Raw genomic sequence first — 19,001 nt, 5'->3', positions numbered from 1 at the left:
ATGAAAAATAAATTTATTTATCTTCTTTTCATTTTTTTATTTTTCTGCAATACTCAATTCAATTTATTTCATCTTATACCAAAAGAAAGGTTTGAATATAGTAAAGTTGAGGTATCTGAAACGTTGATCATAGGGAAACTTTTAAATTCACAGCAAGGAGGAATTTTTGAAGATGGAGGTTTTACTGGGATTTTTTATACGGATAATGACTTTTCTTCAAGAAATTTGGCGGGTAAGAAATCTTACGACAAATTTGTGAATAATGAACGCCCTAAAAAGTATTATTATTGGGCCTACAAGTCTCAAATTGGAGGTCAGGCAATACTATACAGCGTTTTTGATAAAATTTTTGGCTTAGATAATAATGTCGAGATTTTAATCTTCAGAATGCTGAACTCTTTATCATTAAGTATATTGTTAACCTTAATTTTGGTTTGGGTAAAGAGGAAATTTGGCTTAATAACATGTGTTGTAAGCTTTCTGCTAATACTTCCAAATTACTGGATATTTTTATACGGTAAAAGTACCTGGTGGTGTAATTGGGTATACTTCCTGCCTTTTGTTTACTCCCTTTTTTATTTTGAGAAAAATAAAGGTGATTATAATATCAAAAAATATATAAGTATATTTTCATTATTGTTTTTTGTAAAATTTTGGTTCACAGGATTCGAATTTATTACAGTTTTCCTAATATCATCAGCTATTCCGTACATTTATTATGTGTTTGAAAATAAACTTTCTTTTTATTTTAAGTTCATATGGTCTCATATATTAATAGTTGTTACTCCATTAATATTGACGGTCTTATTTCAGTTGTATCAGTTTAAACTTTTAACGGGCAATTTTGGAGACGGAATTGCACATCTTGTAGATGCTTACTCAAGAAGGGCAAACGGAGAATATGTGTACAAAGGTGAGTATGCTTATTTAAACACTTTGAAACAATATCATTTAGATATAATCTTACGATATGTTGGCGGATCTTTTATAAATGAAGATTTTATTAAGCTGCCATTTATTGTAATTATTATCTTGGGAATTATATCTTCCGTTTTCTTATATATTAAGAATATTGATAGAAAGTTGATCGCTACAACTTGGTTTTCAATGTTAGCACCGCTAAGCTGGCTTATCTTGTTTAAAGAGCATGCACATATACATCCGCATGTTGACTTTTTTATTTGGTACTGTCCGTTTCTGATATTATTAATTATTGTAATATCTCTCGCTTTTTTTTCATTTTTAAAAAAGGATAAAGGTTGTTAAATAATGGCGAAATAAAATGACTTTAAACTTAATTTTGTGATTTTCTCAAGTTTTAGAAATATTACTGCAGGTAGATTTACAATAGATCTTTATAAAAACTACCTTCTACCTTAAAATTTTAATCAAATCATAAAAAAGAGGCAATACGAAAAATATTGTCTCTTTTTTTATGTCCTAAAATGTAAATTAATTATTAATAATTGATTTATTGTTATTAATATTTGTTTAAAAAGTATTATTAATTAAATTTTTTAATTGAAAATATCATATTTTTGCAATGCTCAAGTTGAGAATGCTATATTTTCATTCATAATTCAGTAGTGTTATTTTATTTATGATTCAAATCATATAAATGTTTTATTATTTATAAAATAAATGAATTATGATTGAGAAAGGCTTAAAATTTGTATTTTTGATGCGACACAAAAGTTAAGAATATGAAAAAGTCAATTAAAAATGCAACGACAATGTTTTGTTTATTGTCAATGAGCACTTATTCTGCAAGTAGTAGAGGTGTGAAAGATTATTTGTTTTCTCAAACCTCAAAAGAGTTGTATCAGAAAAAAAAGGATACAATAAGTAAGGTTTCGAAAAAGGGAGAGAGCAAAGATGCGGATGTTATTAATAGAGAATCTATTAATTCAAATATAAACATCGGAGGTGGTAAAGATACTGGAAGTAAATCGCGGGTGAAATCGGCTTTTGTTCCGTTGGATTGGACAAAAGCTCCCAACAGTTATATTTTTGATCCCAGCCAGAATAGTGATGGCTTATATGTGCCTGTAAAGAAGGCTTATGTAATGTGGGAGAAAGATAAATATATTGGCGGAGCAAGTGTTCCGGCAGGGACAGTTACCGCTGATGTATTATGGGAGGATGTTCATGGCCTTATAAAAACCGGATCGGGCTATTCTCTGGAAATTCTGGATGCTGGAGTAAATGCAAAAATTAAAGTTCCTATTAATAAATCTAAAAAAGGAAATGCTGTGATCGCTTTTAGAATTAATGGTGAGATTTTCTGGTCTTGGCACATTTGGGTTACCGATGATCCTACGAATGGGTCGACTTATAAAAGTTTCGTTAATATCAGGCGTGAAAGAAGTGATGGTACAGTAGAATCAATTCCGGATTCCGAGTGGAAATGGATGGATAGGAATTTAGGAGCCATTAGCAATTCCATGACCAATAACGACTGGAGTAAAAGCGGAGGGCTGCTTTATCAATGGGGAAGAAAAGATCCTATACCTCCATTGGTAACCAAAATAGACGATTTTTATGAAGCCAGTGGTTCTATAGGACGAGTGAGACATAGAGGTGCGAAAAATTTCACCAATGCGATTAAAATTGATGATCTTACTAAATATGTTCTATTATCAAATGCTGAGGTAAGTAATAATATCAAGTTGTCTATAAGAAATCCTTTAAGTCTTATATACATCAATAAAGATGATAATTCTGGTCCTGCGTACTATAGTAACAATGCAAATCTGCCGGTTAATTGGTTTGGAAAAGCAACAGGGTTGGCAGACAGCAAACTTACTGAGCTGAACCTTTGGTCAGATAATTCGCAAGGTAAAATTGATGCTGTATACAATAGTGATGACAGCGCCAAGCCTTATAGAGACAAATCTTCCTTTGATCCCTGTCCAAATGGCTGGCGAGTACCTTCTGTCTTAGTTGCCAATCTCGGTTCCACAACATATGCGGATAATATCAGGGTTGATTTTTCTCCTTTTGGAGTAAAAACCAACATGGGAAAAGATCTTTTTGAAACCAATAAATACCATATCATAAAACCTACCGATGTTGGTGTGCCCAGCTTTATGACAGGTTTTAAAGTATATTCTAATTACGGGTTTGATCTTTCAAATGTAGCAGGCAACAATATGGGGATATTCTCAGGTACGGGGCAGTTGGTTCGTAGTGCCCACGAAGGGCAGTATAGTGATGAGCATCACACGGGGTTATGGACGGCAACGATGCCGAGACATTTTGATGCTTCTCCCTCTGTAAATGCTAGAATATTATGGATGATACCAGATAAAGACCAGCCGGATATACCAGACCCAGGGCTTCCCAATGTAAAAGGAAGGTATTTTTATATGCCATTAATGACAGCTGTAACTTCAGATGCTAATGGATGTAGATGTATAAAAGATCCATTATATGTTGTAAATAGCTATGATTTTCCTACAGAATATATAGCGCAACAGCAAGAGTATAGAGAAGGTCTGAATAATCCTAATACTTATCAGATTGTTAAAAATACTGCGATTTCTACTATTGAAATTCCTGTTAGTAAAGCTTTTTCGGTTCAAAGCCAGCTTTTAAATAATCCGGAGATTCTTAATTCTTCTAGTTTTAATAATTTGAAGGCAAATATTCTTTGGACTACCAACACAGGTTTGGTAAACAAGATTACCGTTATTAATCCGTCTCCGGGTACGGTTTCTGCTATTTCTGCATCTAAGATTTTGGTTGATATTAATCCTAATCAAAGCGGGAATGCTGTGGTAACTCTGCATAACGGAAGTATTACCAATCCTGTATATTGGAGCTGGCATATTTGGGTGACGGATACACCTATTCAGTCTAATAATTATACGACGGAGCTTCCGAATACTAATGTTATCAATTATGTAAATTATGTTCTCAAAGCTAAGTCTGTTCTTCAGACAGAATTTATGGATAGGAATTTAGGTGCTACAGGTGCATTTCCGACTGTTGTGAACCCTCTTACTCCAACAGCAGCAGAGCTTGCGGTAATAAAAGCTTCTACAGGCCTGCATTATCAATGGGGAAGAAAAGACCCGCTTCCGGTTTTTCAATATGCAGATAACAGAGCTTCTTACGGTGTATTTCTAGGAACAGTTACTGCTAGCGGAACATTGACGTATACTTCGCTTCCTTATGCGACCTACAATAATTTGTCGGGTGCTTATATTACTCCATATAATACATATTCTAATCCTGCGAACGCAAATGTTTTGGCAACAGATAAAGTATCCGACAAAATATCAAAGGTTTTATCATATTCGGTTAAAAATCCTTTGGTTTATATGATTCCGAGTTCTTTTGCCTCTTATAATAGTTCAAATCCCCTTTATACAAATGGTACAGACTGGTTGTCAACTGAGCCAAATTTAGCTTATGACAGATGGGGCAGAGGCGGTAAAAAATCACCATTTGATCCTTGTCCTGAAGGTTGGAGAATTCCGGATATCATGAATACCGCCTATAATTCTAATGAGGATTTTGGGATTAGCCCTTGGTACAAAAAGGATAAAAATGTAGGAACAACGTACAGCGTGATCACTGATTATTTAGGATTAAGAGTAAGAAATCCCAGTACGACAACAACAATAGGGTATACATTTAATGATCCTACCTATAAAATAGGAAATTATCCCAATTCCGGTTCCAGAGGTTTTAGAAGCGTAATAGCCAATCAAACGGCAACGGGAACTTTTAATGTAATTAATTTCCAATATCCCGGTGTATGGACTGCTGCGTTAACTTCAAATTATATAGGAAGACCTGTTAATATTTTATTTGATGCTGCTTCTATAGCCAATCGTCTTACCGTTTTCCATAATAATAATGACCCATATTTTGCCATGAGTTGTCGTTGTGTTAAAATAAAATACGATGCGAATGGAAATGAGCAGAGTGCTCTTCCAAAACTTCAGGTTACTTCATTACCGGCTGCTAAAGCATCTCTTCCGTTGGAAAAAAATGAAGTTGTTGAAAAGGTTAGGAAAAATAAAGTCACATTATTTCCAAATCCGGTTAAGGATGTTCTTTATATTAGTGCAACTGAGAATGGAAAATATTTCTATCAAATTTATAATATGTCTGGTCAGTTGGTGCAATCCGGACAGTTTGTAAATGATGAAGCCTATCTTTCTTCATTGTCGTCTGGAGTTTATCTGATAAGAATCAATAATTCTGATATTGTGGTTAAAATTATTAAAGAGTAATATCTAAATAACTAATAGTAAAGGGAGCGAAAGATTTATTTTTCGCTCCCTTTTTATTTTGCTAAAAATGCCATGTTTTCTACATCTATTACGGTTGATGAAAAATTCTATATCATTTTATTTTAATTAAAATTCTTCTTTACTATTTAAGGGCAAACTACCTTGAATAAAGAGATGTATTGCTTAGAATTCTTTTTACTAAGTCTTAATTAAATTCTTTTAGTTGCTAAATTAAAATCGGATAACAAAAAGTATATAATAAAAAAGCTTTACTTTTGCAAAAATTTTAGAATGTCGAAAAATTTAGTAATTGTAGAGTCTCCGGCGAAAGCAAAAACTATTCAGAAATATTTAGGGAAAGATTTCGAAGTAAAATCCAGCTTTGGACACATTAGGGATTTGCCTAAAAAAGGGATGGGTATCGATCTTGAGACCTTCAATCCGGATTATGAAGTTTCGGCAGATAAAAAGAAACTGGTAACAGAATTAAAGTCCGCAGTGAAGAAAGCCGAAATGGTTTGGCTGGCTTCCGATGAGGACCGCGAGGGTGAGGCTATTGCATGGCATTTAGCAGATGAATTAAAACTGAAACCGGAAAACAGAAAAAGAATCGTTTTTCACGAGATTACGAAAAACGCTATTCTAAAAGCAATCGAAAACCCAAGAGATATAGACCAGAATTTGGTAAATGCTCAGCAGGCAAGAAGAATTTTAGACAGAATTGTAGGTTTTGAAATGTCTCCGGTACTTTGGAAAAAAGTAAAACCGGGATTATCTGCAGGAAGAGTTCAGTCAGTTGCTGTAAGATTAATTGTTGAAAGAGAAAAAGAGATCCGTGAGTTTAAGCCTAAAGCTAGTTTTAAGCTAGATGGAATCTTCGTAAATAAAACAGAGCAGGATATCGCTGCTAAACTTAAAAAAGACTTCGAAAAAGAAGAAGACGCCGAAAAATTCCTTGAGCAGGCTAGAACAACAGAGTTTAAAGTTCTGAATGTTGAAACCAAGCCGGGAATGCGTTCTGCATCTGCACCTTTTACGACATCTACGTTACAGCAGGAAGCATCTTCAAGATTAGGATATAACGTAACCAACACAATGCGTATTGCACAAAGACTTTACGAAGAAGGTTATATTACTTATATGAGAACGGATTCAGTAAACCTTTCTCAGGAAGCTATTGAAGGTGCAAAAAAACAAATTACAACTGAATACGGAGCAGAATATTCTTCTCCAAGAAATTATACAACAAAATCTGCTTCTGCACAGGAAGCTCACGAGGCGATTCGTCCGACTGATTTTTCGGTAAAAAGTATTGGTGATGCTCAATTGAGTAAATTGTATCAATTAATTTACAGAAGAACACTGGCTTCTCAGATGGCAAATGCTAAAATTGAGAAGACCGTTATCGAGATCGGAAACGCAAAATTACCACAGCATTTTGAAGCTCAGGGAGAGGTTATCATTTTTGATGGTTTCTTAAAAGCTTACGGAATCGTTAAAGCTGAAGATGATGATGACGAAAGCAACGATAAATTACTTCCGAAAGTTACTGTTGGTGAAGTTTTAAACTACAAAACAATCACTGCTACCGAAAAGTATACAAGACCAAGTGCAAGATATACAGAAGCCGGATTGATCAAGAAACTGGAAGAATTAGGAATTGGCCGTCCGTCAACGTATGCGCCGACCATCCAAACCATCCAGAATCGTGAGTATGTAGATAAAAGAGAAATCGAGCCGCAAATGAGAGAAGTGGTAAAGATTTCTTTAGCTAATGATGAAATTAAAAAAGCAGTTCTTGACGAGAAATTCGGTGGGGATAAAAATAAATTTGTTCCTACAGATATTGGTGAAGTTGTAAGTGATTTCCTTACAGATAATTTCAAGGAGATCCTAGATTACGGTTTCACGGCAAGAGTAGAAGAGAGTTTTGACGAAATTGCAAATGGAGCACAGAAATGGAAAGAAATGATGACCGATTTCTATTCTAAATTCCATCCTAGAATTGCAGATGTCGAAGAAAATGCAGACCGTGCCAACGGAGAACGTCTTTTAGGTGTAGATCCTAAAACTGGTAAGAATGTTCATGCAAGAATCGGAAGATTTGGAGCAATGATCCAGATCGGAGAGACTGAAGATGAAGAAAAACCGACTTTTGCATCATTAATGACAGGTCAGAACGTTGCAACCATTACTTTTGAAGAAGCGATGGAATTATTCAAATTACCTTTTGAATTAAATAGTTTCGAAGATCAGCCAGTTTCAGTTGGGGTTGGTAGATTTGGTCCTTATGTAAAATGGGGCGAAACGTACATCAGTATCCCGAAAGGTGAAGATCCTTTGTCTGTCAATCAGGAAAGAGCGGAAGAGATTATTAAAGAAAAGAAAATAGCAGACGCGCCAATCGCAACATATAAAGGTGAAGGTGTGACAAAAGGAACGGGAAGATTCGGACCTTTCATCAAATATAAAAGCATTTTCGTAAATGTTCCTAAGAAATATGATTTCGACAATCTTTCGCAAAGCGATATCAATGAATTAATTGATGCTAAACTGGAGAAAGAAGCTAACAGATACATTCAACAGTGGGAAAAAGAGAAAATCTCTGTTGAAAACGGAAGATGGGGGCCATTCGTAAAATTCGGAAAAGCAATGTTCAAAATTCCGAAGAAAAGCGATGACACCAAATATGAAGCTGATGAGCTGAAAGATATTTCTTTAGATGAGGTTAAAAAATGGATCACAGATCAGGATCCTAAAGCTTTTGCCGAGAAAAAGAAACCTGCTGCTAAGAAAGCCACTACAAAAACTACAGCCGCGAAAAAGACGACAACAGCGAAGAAAGCAGTTGCTAAAAAACCGGCAGCAAAAAAATAATAGTTTTAAACTTAAATATAAATCCCTTTTGATGATTTCAAAAGGGATTTGTTTTTTAATCTGCGATATCGAATAGGAAGAAGTATTTAAATTTGTTCATTGAAATGAGGTTACTATTACAAATCAACGACTTTTTTTGATATATTTTTCATCCATTCAATAGCCTCTTTCATAGGCTCTTCATTTTTTGAGAACGCAGTATTATGTCCTAATGTTGGAAATAATTTATATTCATATCGTTTACCTTTAGACTTTAATATTTTAAGATGTTCAATGGATAGATTCACGGGTACCTGAATATCTTTACCTCCAAAAATCCATATTCCTGGAATTGATAATTTAGAAAGGATATCCATAGGGTCTGTATCTATAAACTGGTATTTATCGGGATCGGTCATGGTGTGTTTACGGGCATCTTCTTCTGTATGGGTATCCCAGAAATTCGAATTTCCGTTTGTGTAAAACTGAAATCTAAGTTGTTCTTTTACCGTTATCAATGCACCACTAAATATAGTCATAAATTTGACTTTCTTGTTTTTCTCTGCAGCCAAAGGAATGATCCATCCAGCTTGGCTTCCACCAATTAAACCTATTGGTATTTTATTGTTTGATAAATATGTAGACAATATATTCACGGCAGCACTCGCATCCAGAGATAAAAGATTAAGGTTTGAAGCGTCTACATTATTGGTTCCTACTTCAGGTCCGGCATATACACCGGTAGATTCTCCGACACCACGTTTGTCATAAGTCAAAACAGCAATGCCATTTTTAGCTAACAGTGTTGCAAATTCTGTCATCCTTTTTTCCTGTCCGGATCCATGAACAATTACAACAGCTGCGGAAATATGATCCGGTTTAAAAATTTTTCCTGCAAGCGAATCTCCTTCACTCAGGAATTTTATATTCTTAGTTGTAAAGTTTGGCGGAATTGCTGATAAGTGATTAATAGTACTAAAAAGAAACAATACCAGAAGAAAATTCTTGCAAAATTCTTTTGTGCTTAGGATGTTTTTTAAAACAGTCAATTTGTTTATAGTTTTCATTTTAGTTTATTAGTCCTTTATTATTGTAGTAAAGTCTTGCGCTTGTGGCATTACAGGCAACTTGTTTATAAGTAAAACTTAATCAGCCAAATATAATCATTTTCCTAATCCAAAATACTTATTAATAATTAGATTAACCCCCAAACCACAGGATACTTCATTACGATGATTCTTCTAAATTAGCTGAAAATCATGTGATATGAGCACACCCAAGAACTTCACCCGAAAAGACTTTTTACAAACTTCAGCTTTAGGAATTGCGGCTATTGTTTTAGGTTCTTCATTTACAGATTTATTGTCTTCAGAAGAAAAACCATATTTCAATTTAAAACCAATCGGGCGACAGTTTTCGTTGGAAGGTTACTACATTTGGTGCAGTTCCCCAATTTGGGGTGAAGACGGAAAAGTTCATCTTTTTTATTCTCGATGGAAAAAAGAAAAAGGAATGGGCGGTTGGCTCAATGGTTCTGAAATTTGTCGGGCAGAAGCAGATTCTCCTTTTGATGAATTTCAGCATAAACAAGTTATTTTAACTCCGAGAGGTGGCGAATTTTGGGATGCAACAACCTGTCACAATCCTTTAATTAAGAAAGTAGATAATCACTATTACTTATTTTTCATGGGAAATTCCAACGGAAAAACAAATACAAAAAGAATTGGGTTGGCGACTTCAAAAAGCCTTGATGGAGATTGGATCAGACCAGAACAACCTCTACTTCTTCCCGGAAAAGAAGGTTCTTGGGACGATCACTGTACCACAAATCCTGCTTTTGTAAAAGGAAACGACGGCAAATATTGGCTGTTTTATAAATCCTGGAACACCCAAGAATATGAAACTCAAAAAGGGCCTGTCCGAGGAAACCGAAAATATGGATTGGCAAAAGCCGATTTTCCGATGGGACCTTACGAAAAAGTGTCTGCAAATCCGGTCATTGATTTTTCATCGTTGCCCAACAATGCTCAATTAGAAGATGCTTTTGTCTGGGAACAAAACGGGAAATATCACATGGTAGCAAGAGATATGGGATTTTACAATCATGAATATGGATTACATTTAACCACAAAAGACGGACTTCATTGGACGAAACCGGAAATTGCTTATCTTGAAATGAAACATTACATTCAGGAACCGACTCCTCCGAAAAATTTAAACCGATTTGGAAGATTAGAGCGTCCAATGATTTTATTCGATAAAGATGGAAAAACACCTAAATTTTTAGTCGGTGCAACACAAGGTGGAAAATTTGAAACTTCTACGACTTTTATTTTTGAGATTTTAAAATCTTAAAGTTTAAAACCGAGTCAGCAGAACTTTGTCAGAGTTCTAAACTTTGACAAAATTGATAAATACAAAACCGTTAACAATTTGTTGACGGTTTTTATGGATAAGACTGCTTATATTTAATTTATATATATTTGTGACCTGTTTTATAAAAAACTAATATTAACCTGAAAATATCATTATTGAATCATGTATAAACTTCTTTCCTTTTTAGGGCTTTTCATTTCGTTACACATTTTTGCTCAGGAAAATCTATTGGATACTTCTTACGGTCAGAGTGGAGGATATACTGATTTCGCGTTTTATAATGGCAGTCAGATGTCTGGAGGGTTACAGATACACTCAACAGCAAAGCTTCCCGATGGAAGAGTCTTGGCGGTTGGGGTCAATTTCATTGCCCGATTTACCTCTAATGGCTTATTGGATACAACTTTTAACGGAACTGGCTATAAGCTGTTTTCTCAATCAGGAAACTACTTACATATAAAACCGGCAGGAGACGGAAATTATATTATAATGGATATGGGGTATGGTGGGAAAGTTCAAAAAATTGATATCAATGGAAATTTCATCAGCGACTTTACTATTTTTAATCAATCTGCATCATATGCTGATATAGAAATTGACCAGAGTGGAAGAATTTATCTCTTAAAATATACAACTACTAATGCTGGTTCAGATTATAGCCTTGTACGTCTTTTACCCAATGGAGTCATTGATGCTACTTTTGGAAACAGCGGGATACTTGCCTTAGGTTTTACTTATCGATATAGAAGAGTGGAAGTAAATAGTAATAACGAAATTTTTATGGCTGGTCAGAAAATCGTTGCGGTTAGCGATCAAAGAATAGTGGTTACAAAACTTCAATCTGATGGAAGTTTTGACACCTCTTTTGGAACCGGAGGGACTTTTCTATACTCATTTGGTCAGAATGTAGATAGCAGTGCTCAGCTGATGTTTCTGGATAATGGAAAAATATTAGGCTTAACTTCTGGAAGCATTTGTAATGGTAATAATTGTTTTGGTCTTATTACATATCGTTTAAATGCAAACGGAACTTTGGACACCACGTTTAAAAATACAGGTATAAGCGTTATTCCTGTTCATTCAGACTCAACTCCTAAAAAAATAGTGCGTCTTCCTGATAATACATTTATGATTTCTGGAACTGGTTGGTACAATACATATGCTTTGAAGATGGATGAGAATGGTGATTTGGATAATTCTTTTGGATTGAACGGTAAAATTATTACCCCGCAAATGCTTAATAAGAGTGTATACAATGAAGGGTTTGAACTATATGGGAACTCAATCGTATTATTTGGAATTTATTCCATAGCGTATGGTGGGCAAACTCGTTATGTAGGCACAGCGCGTAAGTATTTTTTTAATGAAAGTTATTTGGGAGCTTCTGAAGCGACTTCAAGAAATCTGAAAATTTATCCGAATCCGGTTAAACATTTCTTATATTTTACAACAAATGAAAAAGTAACGGGATATGACATTACTGACTTGAATGGGAGAAATATAATACATTCAAAATCTAAACCTTCAGATAATAGAATTAATGTAGAAGTTTTGTTATCAGGTTTTTATATTATTAATATCATGGTAGGGCAAAAAATAATTACAACTAAATTTATAAAGCAATAAAAAATAGTAGTATTTAAAATTAAAATAATAGTACACAAATACTACACAGCCATTAACATTATTAGTTTATGGCTTTTTTTATGGACAAAAAACCTGACAAGATTTTTACTTGATGAGGTTTTTTGTATGTTTGTGGAAATAATGAGGATTATAAATGAATTTTGAAGATTTTATCATTTCACCAAGAAATTTCAAAACCGAAAGCTGGCAGATCGGAAACCGAATCACGAAAGATATAAAGGAAGACAGTATTGTTCTTTTGTTTGTTTCGGATTATAGAGGTTCAAATGGTGATGCAGAAGTACAGGATTTTACAGCGATAAGAAAAGAATTTTATAAACTTTCACAACTTGATTTTGAAATCCCGTTGGTAGATTTGGGTGATTTGGTTTCAGGAAAATCTGTTCAGGATTCTCATTATATTTTGCAGGAGGTTTTGTCGGCTTGTCATTATAAAAGAGCGATTCCGATCATTATTGGAGGCTCAAATGACTTTGCTTTTTCGCTTTTTTCAGCTTTAAATTTTCATAAGAAAAATATTAATTATACGCAGATCAGCAATGTTATTTCCTTAAAACAAGGTGAAAATATTAACGAACATACTTTTTTAAGTAAAATGTTCGGAACAAAGGATTTTTCTATTAAAAATTATCATCATTTAGGATATCAAAAACATTTAAATGAAGTTGATTCTGTAAAATTGATCAAAGAAGTAGAGTTTGATATTATTCGTTTAGCCGAAATGATGAATTCTACCGAAAAAACAGAACCTTTTTTCAGGAAAACCGATCTTGTGACGGTAAATTGTGACGCGATTGAAAGTTTCGGTGAACCTTTTTCAATGAATCCACAGGTGAATGGGCTGAACCGAAGAGAAATTTGCGCTTATATGAAGGAAATCGGCTTGAGCGAAAATCTGAAATCAGTCGGAATTTTTAATTATAATATTTACTCCGAAAATCAATTAAATCATCAGCTTTTAGCACAGATGATCTGGTATCTGATTGAAGGAATTAATATACAACACTCGCATCCGAAGGAAAGACATTACGAAATATTTTATGTTTTGATTGATGACAGACAATATGCTTTCAAACGGGATACTTTCAGTAATTTGTGGTATTTTGGTGATGATGAAAATATAGAAAACTGCATTCCATGCTCAAGAAAAGATTTTGATGAAGCCAAAAAAGGCTGGCTGAATGCAAGACTGACGAAAATATAATGTATGATAAAACTTGTTCCCCAAAAAGTTTCCATAATTGTTCCTGTTTATAATGTCGAAAATTACCTGGCAAAATGCCTTGATTCTTTAGTTAATCAAACGCTTCAAAATATTGAGGTTTTGGTTATAAATGACGGAAGTAATGATAATTCTGAGGCAATTATTCAACAATACGCTGAAAAATATCCCGAAAAAATAAAACCTTTTTCCAAAGAAAACGGCGGACTGAGTGATGCCCGAAATTTTGGACTAGAACGAGCAACAGGCGACTTTATCGGTTTCGTAGACAGTGATGATTACGTTACGGAAACGATGTTCGAAGAAATGCTGAATCTTGCAGAAAAGCATCAGTCGAAAATGGTGATTTGTAATATTCAAAAAGTGGATCAGCACGGAAATGTGACTCAAAAACTGACACAAATCCCCAATATGCCGGAAAATATTAATCTTGAAAACAATTTTTCGGTTTTCTCTGATCTAAGTTATTTTGCGTGTAACAAATTATTCAAAAAAGAACTTTTTGATCAGAAAAGATTTAAAAAAGGTGTTCATTTTGAAGATATTCAGCTTATTCCGCAGCTTTTATTAGAGTGCGAAAATATAGCGCAGACTCAAAAATTTCATTATCAGTATCTGGAACGTACGGATTCTATTACTAAAACTCATACTGAAAAAGGACTTGATATTCTGAAAGCAGTGGAAGATGTTGAAGCTGTTTTTAAGAAATCTCAATACGCTCAAAAGAAGGCGGAATTAAAAAACTTTCAAATTTTTGAGGGAGTTTATTCCTTTTTAGCATATCTCGCTTTTGTGAAAAGTGATGATGTTTTTTACGATATGGCCAATAAATTAGAGCTTTTCATGAAAGATAGGGATATAAAAATAAAAGATATATTAAAGTATAGTCGTTTTGATAAAAATTATCTTTTATCTTTGCCACTGAAAAAAAAGATTTTTTATCTATTGTTTTTTGCAGGACAGAAAAAATTGATAAGAAAATTAATGTAAACACAAATGTTAGTACGATTGTTTCGATTGGCAGAAATTTTTTATAAATCCCAATATAAAAGCTTCTCTAAAAGTTATAAGGAAACACATGTACTTGATTAGAAAAAAAAATGAAGAATTTTGAATTGTTCTTAACCGAAACCGGAATTTCTATTTTCTACGTGAAGATAGGGTTAGGTTTTTTATTCTCTTTTTTAATCACCTATTTTTCAGTACCTACTATTATCAAGATCTCAAGAAGGAAGAACTTGATGGATGAGCCAGGCGTTAGAAGTTCTCACATGAGAAAAATACCGAATTTAGGAGGAATTGCTGTTTTCTATTCAATAGGAATATGTACTTCTATCTTTGCGTATGAGCTTTTTGATCTCTACAAATTTCTATTTGCGTCGCTGGTCATTCTTTTATATATCGGGGTAATGGATGATATTGTGGTGATGAGAGCATACAAAAAACTGGTTGCCCAGATCGTTGTTTCGGCACTTATTGTTATAGGCTCTGATATCCGAATAAGAAGTTTATTTGGGATATGCGGAGTTTATGAGCTTAGTTATTTCATAAGTATTTTATTCAGTATTATTACTTTTATTATCCTTATTAATGCTTTTAATTTGATAGATGGTATCGACGGTTTAGCTGGAAGTTATTCTGTAATATGCTGTCTTCTTTTCGGTGTAAGTTATTATAGATTAGGAGAATATAATTATCCGCTGGTGGTTCTTTCCGGTGTGATCATCGGAGCCGTTTTGGCGTTTTTATATTATAATTTATCAAATTACAGAACTAATAAAATCTTTATGGGAGACACGGGTTCCATGTTATTAGGATTCTTACTCGCATTCACTGCTATTTGTTTTATAGATATCTTTATAGATAAGGACCTTCCTAAAGTACCAAGGTATCATTTGCAGTCTGCTCCTGTAATTGCGGTCGCGATATTGATCCTTCCAATCGTGGATACCCTGAATGTAATTGTCATCCGACTTGCTAACAAAAAATCACCTTTCGATGCAGATAAAAATCATATACACCATAAATTATTAAAACTTGATCTTACCCACAGGAGATCCACTTTTTATATTATCGTATATTATCTTTTTATTGTAACCGTTGCGTATTATTTAAGACATACTAATATCAATTTATTATTATTAATCATTTTGGGCTTGGGCTTTTTGGGAGCGTATCTGCCTGATTTTATATATGTTTTAAGAAATAATAAAAAATAACAATTAAATCTTTATTTTTGTAAACAACTTGAAAATATGATGAAAAATTATAAATATTTATTCCTTTTGCTTTTGCCCTTTTTCCTTACATCATGTGTAACTACAAAAGATGTAAGATACATGCAGCCAAATGAAAGCCTCGTAATAAACGAAGAAGGTCTGATTCCGTATAATGTTCCCGTTTACAGAATCACTAAAAATGACATGTTGAACCTTAATATTGTGACCACTCCTAAAGGTGATGCGGCACAATTTTACTCTTCTTTGAATACATCTGGATCTAGCGTATCTGCTGGCACAAGTAATCCAGCTTCTAGTGGGGCAGTAGGAGGTAGTGCTTCAGGCGGTGGCCAAGGGGGAAATATGAGTTTCTATTTTAATGGCTTAAGAGTTGACTCTAATGGTGAGATCAACATCTTTGGTATTGGTTATATTAAAGCTGAGGGAAGAACTGTTGATGATATTACAAAAGAAATTCAGGATAAAGTGAATGAGAATTTCCAGGAAGGGAAATCTGAGGTTAGACTGAATACTAACGGAATAACTTATTATATCTTGGGAGATGTTGAGACGACAGGTCTTACAGGAGAAAAAGTAGTTCATAAAAATATACTTACGATAACTGAAGCTTTAGCTATTAATGGCGGAATGAACAGAACTATCGACAGAAAAAATATTGTAATTCACAGAAAGTTACCGGAGGGAATTAAGGTTGCAAAAATAGATCTTACCCGTGAAGATATAATGAACTCGCCTTACTATTATGTTCAAAATGGTGATGAGATTTATCTTAACACAAGAGCGAAGAGTTTGAACGGATTTGGAAAAGATCCTGTACAAACTTTAACGACTGGAGTTGGTGTATTTACTACGGCATTGTCAATTTTTCTACTTATAAAAAACCTTTAATCATGATTCCAGGAAAAGACACTACTGTAGAGAAAAATGATTCTCAAAAGGAAAAATACGGTTCTTTCTCATTATTTGATATAGAACATTTTTTAAGAAGGATATTAAAGAATTGGTATTGGTTTGTATTTATGTTGCTTATTGGCTATGTGATCTCATGGGTCTATAGTAAATATTATGCTCAAAATGTTTATTCTTCAAATTTATCATTAAGTGTTTCTAATAATACATCCAATTATTTTACACCGAACCAGTCTATTAACTTTATTTGGGCACAGACAGGGAATCAGGATGGTATTTATTTGAAAAAAATGCTACTGTCAAGATCTCATAACGAATTTCTTGTAAAGGAGTTGGATCTTTTTGTTAATTATTCTACAAAAGGAGCTATAAAATCTACCTTTTTAGATAAAGATGATTCGCCGGTTTTTTTACAGATAGATAAAAAGCACGCTCAGCAGATTAATTATCCTATTACTTTGATGCCGAAGGGTAATGGTACATATGAGGTAGTTTTACCTGAAGAGGGACAATCTACAAACTTATACAGTTATGAAAGTGAAGGTTATCAAAGCGTGAATGCATATGAAAGACCTGCTAATAAAGTGATAAAAGTAGGTGAATGGTATAATTCACCAAATTTGAGATTTAAATTAGTTCAAAACCCTGTAAAGGCGAAAATTACTTTAGATAAGATTATTGTTAATCTAACTTCTGTTAATCAGGCTGTTAATGATATTGTTTCTTCAATATCAGTAGATTTTGATAAAGAGATCAACAGTATTATGATTATCGGTAAAACAGGCTATAATCTTAACAGTACCGTAAGCTTTCTAAACAAATCTGTAGCAGAATTACAGAAAAAAAGGTTAATTGACAAAAATACGGTTGATAAAAATACAGAATCCTATTTGCAGGGAAATCTTGATGATATAAGAAAAAGATTAGATTCCAGTGCTGCCGTTTTAAATTATTTAAAAACTTCAGAAAAACTGTATGATATCAAAGATAGAGATGAAAAATCTCTGAGTAAAATAAAAGATCTTGAAGCTAAAAAAGCAGATTTAGAAAGTAAATTAAACTCTCTGAATACGATAAGACGTACACTGGAAACTCAGAATTTTGATAAGATGATCAGTACTAATGCTGCTGGTTTTGAGGATGGGCTTTTCACAGCTTCTGTATCAGAGTTGAAAGCACTCTATCTTAAAAAGAGAGAAATGGCTTCAATTTATAAGCCAAATTCTGAACCAATGTTGGAAATTAACAGGCTGATTAATGATGCTAAATTAAGTTCTTCCAATTCATTAAAGAATTACTATACAGGATATTATACGGAGATTAATAAAATTAATCAACAGGTTTCGGATGCAAATTCAGATTTACTTAGTTACCCCGAGAAGCAGAGAAAATATCTGGATGCTGAGAGAGGTTATAACATGATCGAAGCAACCTATAACAGCTTATTGGGAAGACAAAATGAAACCCAAATGAGAATGGCAACCAATCAGTCAGACATTACAGTTATTGACCCTGCTAAAAATGTTGGACAAGGCCCTATTGGTCCGAATGTAAAAGGAACCAAGGCTGCAATTATGGGTGGTTTGCTGGTTCTGCCATTGTTATTTATTTTGATAGGTACAGTTCTAGACAACAGAATTAGAAATATTAAAGAGTTATTAAATGCCACAAGAATTCCATTGCTTGGAGTTATTGGGAACAATAGTAACGAAAACATGCTTACGGTTCTTGAGCAACCTAAATCTTCTGTATCCGAATCTTTTAGAGGAATAAGAGCAAATATGAGATTCTTATCAGTAGAAAATGGTAAGAGCAAAATAATATTAGTTACATCATCTATTGGAGGTGAGGGTAAAACATACGTTTCGATCAATTTAGCTTCCGTTTTAGGATTAAGTGATAAAAAGACGATTCTTTTGGGAATGGATTTAAGAAAACCAAAGATCTTTGGAGATTTTAAAATAGATAATAAATACGGGATTTCTAATTATCTTACGGGAGAAGTTTCAATAGATCAGATTATTAATAAAACAAATATTCCAAATCTTGATGTTGCTACTTCAGGACCAATTCCGCCAAATCCTTCGGAACTTTTAATGAGTGATAAAAATATTAAGTTTCTGGAAGAGCTTAAAAATATATACGATTTCATTATTATTGATTCCCCGCCAGTTGGTTTGGTTGCAGATTCTTATGAATTGATGAAATATTCAGATGCTAACCTCTATGTGGTTCGTCACGAATACACAGAAAAGTATATGCTGAAGATGATTACAGAGAAATATCATAACAATGAGATTGAGCATTTAGGTCTGGTTTATAACGATTATGATGCAAAACAGGGGTATGGCTACGGTTATGGTTACGGATATGGTTATGGGTATTTCGATGAAGATAAAAATTATAAAGAGCCTTTGTTAATAAGAATAAGAAACAAGGTCAGAACAGTCTTTAATAAAAAATAGTGTTTTTAAACCCTCATTTAATGGGGGTTTATTATGTATT

General features: G+C 33.7%; 11 protein-coding genes. 10 read left to right on the top strand and 1 reads right to left on the bottom strand.

Translation table 11 applies throughout. The features are described from left to right. The 3 genes from EG348_RS04970 to topA all read left to right on the top strand — a co-directional run bounded on the left by EG348_RS04970 (position 1) and on the right by topA (position 8,123). A complete protein-coding gene (locus EG348_RS04970) occupies positions 1-1,266 on the top strand; it encodes a hypothetical protein (protein WP_123981198.1) in 1,266 nt (421 codons plus the stop codon). Positions 1,267-1,703: 437 nt separating this feature from the next. Then, positions 1,704-5,246, top strand: a complete 3,543-nt coding sequence (locus tag EG348_RS04965) for a T9SS type A sorting domain-containing protein (protein ID WP_123981196.1) — start codon at positions 1,704-1,706, stop codon at positions 5,244-5,246. Between the two features lie 291 nt (positions 5,247-5,537). Beyond that, a complete protein-coding gene (gene topA, locus EG348_RS04960; RefSeq protein WP_123981194.1) occupies positions 5,538-8,123 on the top strand; it encodes a type I DNA topoisomerase in 2,586 nt (861 codons plus the stop codon). Between the two features lie 116 nt (positions 8,124-8,239). On the opposite strand, the gene EG348_RS04955 is transcribed toward topA, so the two are convergent. After that, positions 8,240-9,169, bottom strand: coding sequence for an alpha/beta hydrolase family protein (locus EG348_RS04955; protein WP_123981191.1), 930 nt, complete (start codon positions 9,167-9,169; stop codon positions 8,240-8,242). Between the two features lie 199 nt (positions 9,170-9,368). Between EG348_RS04955 and EG348_RS04950 the strand changes: the two genes are divergently transcribed. The 7 genes from EG348_RS04950 (at position 9,369) to EG348_RS04920 (ending at position 18,961) form a co-directional block, all read left to right on the top strand. Next, positions 9,369-10,457 (top strand): glycoside hydrolase family protein, encoded by a 1,089-nt coding sequence (locus tag EG348_RS04950; protein WP_123981189.1) that lies wholly within the window; start codon positions 9,369-9,371, stop codon positions 10,455-10,457. Positions 10,458-10,640: 183 nt separating this feature from the next. Further along, positions 10,641-12,104 (top strand): T9SS type A sorting domain-containing protein, encoded by a 1,464-nt coding sequence (locus tag EG348_RS04945; protein ID WP_123981187.1) that lies wholly within the window; start codon positions 10,641-10,643, stop codon positions 12,102-12,104. A gap of 154 nt (positions 12,105-12,258) precedes the next feature. After that, a complete protein-coding gene (locus tag EG348_RS04940) occupies positions 12,259-13,329 on the top strand; it encodes a formimidoylglutamase (RefSeq protein ID WP_123981185.1) in 1,071 nt (356 codons plus the stop codon). 3 nt (positions 13,330-13,332) lie between these two features. Next, the gene (locus EG348_RS04935) at positions 13,333-14,337 is read left to right on the top strand and encodes a glycosyltransferase family 2 protein (RefSeq protein WP_123981183.1); all 1,005 of its coding nucleotides are present in this window, start codon (positions 13,333-13,335) and stop codon (positions 14,335-14,337) included. A gap of 110 nt (positions 14,338-14,447) precedes the next feature. Continuing rightward, entirely contained in the window at positions 14,448-15,566 is a 1,119-nt protein-coding gene (locus EG348_RS04930) for a glycosyltransferase family 4 protein (RefSeq protein ID WP_123981181.1), read from the top strand. Positions 15,567-15,602: 36 nt separating this feature from the next. Next, positions 15,603-16,475, top strand: a complete 873-nt coding sequence (locus EG348_RS04925; protein ID WP_123981179.1) for a polysaccharide biosynthesis/export family protein — start codon at positions 15,603-15,605, stop codon at positions 16,473-16,475. 2 nt (positions 16,476-16,477) lie between these two features. After that, positions 16,478-18,961: an exopolysaccharide transport family protein gene (locus EG348_RS04920; protein ID WP_123981177.1), complete on the top strand. Its 2,484-nt coding sequence runs from the start codon at positions 16,478-16,480 to the stop codon at positions 18,959-18,961. The last annotated feature ends 40 nt before the right edge of the window (positions 18,962-19,001 follow it).

Source organism: Chryseobacterium sp. G0201 (assembly GCF_003815655.1).
Taxonomy (GTDB): Bacteria; Bacteroidota; Bacteroidia; order Flavobacteriales; family Weeksellaceae; genus Chryseobacterium.
This window is presented reverse-complemented; position numbering and strand designations above follow the sequence as displayed.

What these genes read in the sequence shown, in the direction of transcription:
- EG348_RS04970 (WP_123981198.1), top strand. Translation starts at nt 1, where the DNA reads ATGAAAAATAAATTTATTTATCTTCTTTTCATTTTTTTATTTTTCTGC.
- EG348_RS04965 (WP_123981196.1), top strand. Translation starts at nt 1,704, where the DNA reads ATGAAAAAGTCAATTAAAAATGCAACGACAATGTTTTGTTTATTGTCA.
- topA (WP_123981194.1), top strand. Translation starts at nt 5,538, where the DNA reads ATGTCGAAAAATTTAGTAATTGTAGAGTCTCCGGCGAAAGCAAAAACT.
- EG348_RS04955 (WP_123981191.1), bottom strand. Translation starts at nt 9,169, where the DNA reads ATGAAAACTATAAACAAATTGACTGTTTTAAAAAACATCCTAAGCACA.
- EG348_RS04950 (WP_123981189.1), top strand. Translation starts at nt 9,369, where the DNA reads ATGAGCACACCCAAGAACTTCACCCGAAAAGACTTTTTACAAACTTCA.
- EG348_RS04945 (WP_123981187.1), top strand. Translation starts at nt 10,641, where the DNA reads ATGTATAAACTTCTTTCCTTTTTAGGGCTTTTCATTTCGTTACACATT.
- EG348_RS04940 (WP_123981185.1), top strand. Translation starts at nt 12,259, where the DNA reads ATGAATTTTGAAGATTTTATCATTTCACCAAGAAATTTCAAAACCGAA.
- EG348_RS04935 (WP_123981183.1), top strand. Translation starts at nt 13,333, where the DNA reads ATGATAAAACTTGTTCCCCAAAAAGTTTCCATAATTGTTCCTGTTTAT.
- EG348_RS04930 (WP_123981181.1), top strand. Translation starts at nt 14,448, where the DNA reads ATGAAGAATTTTGAATTGTTCTTAACCGAAACCGGAATTTCTATTTTC.
- EG348_RS04925 (WP_123981179.1), top strand. Translation starts at nt 15,603, where the DNA reads ATGATGAAAAATTATAAATATTTATTCCTTTTGCTTTTGCCCTTTTTC.
- EG348_RS04920 (WP_123981177.1), top strand. Translation starts at nt 16,478, where the DNA reads ATGATTCCAGGAAAAGACACTACTGTAGAGAAAAATGATTCTCAAAAG.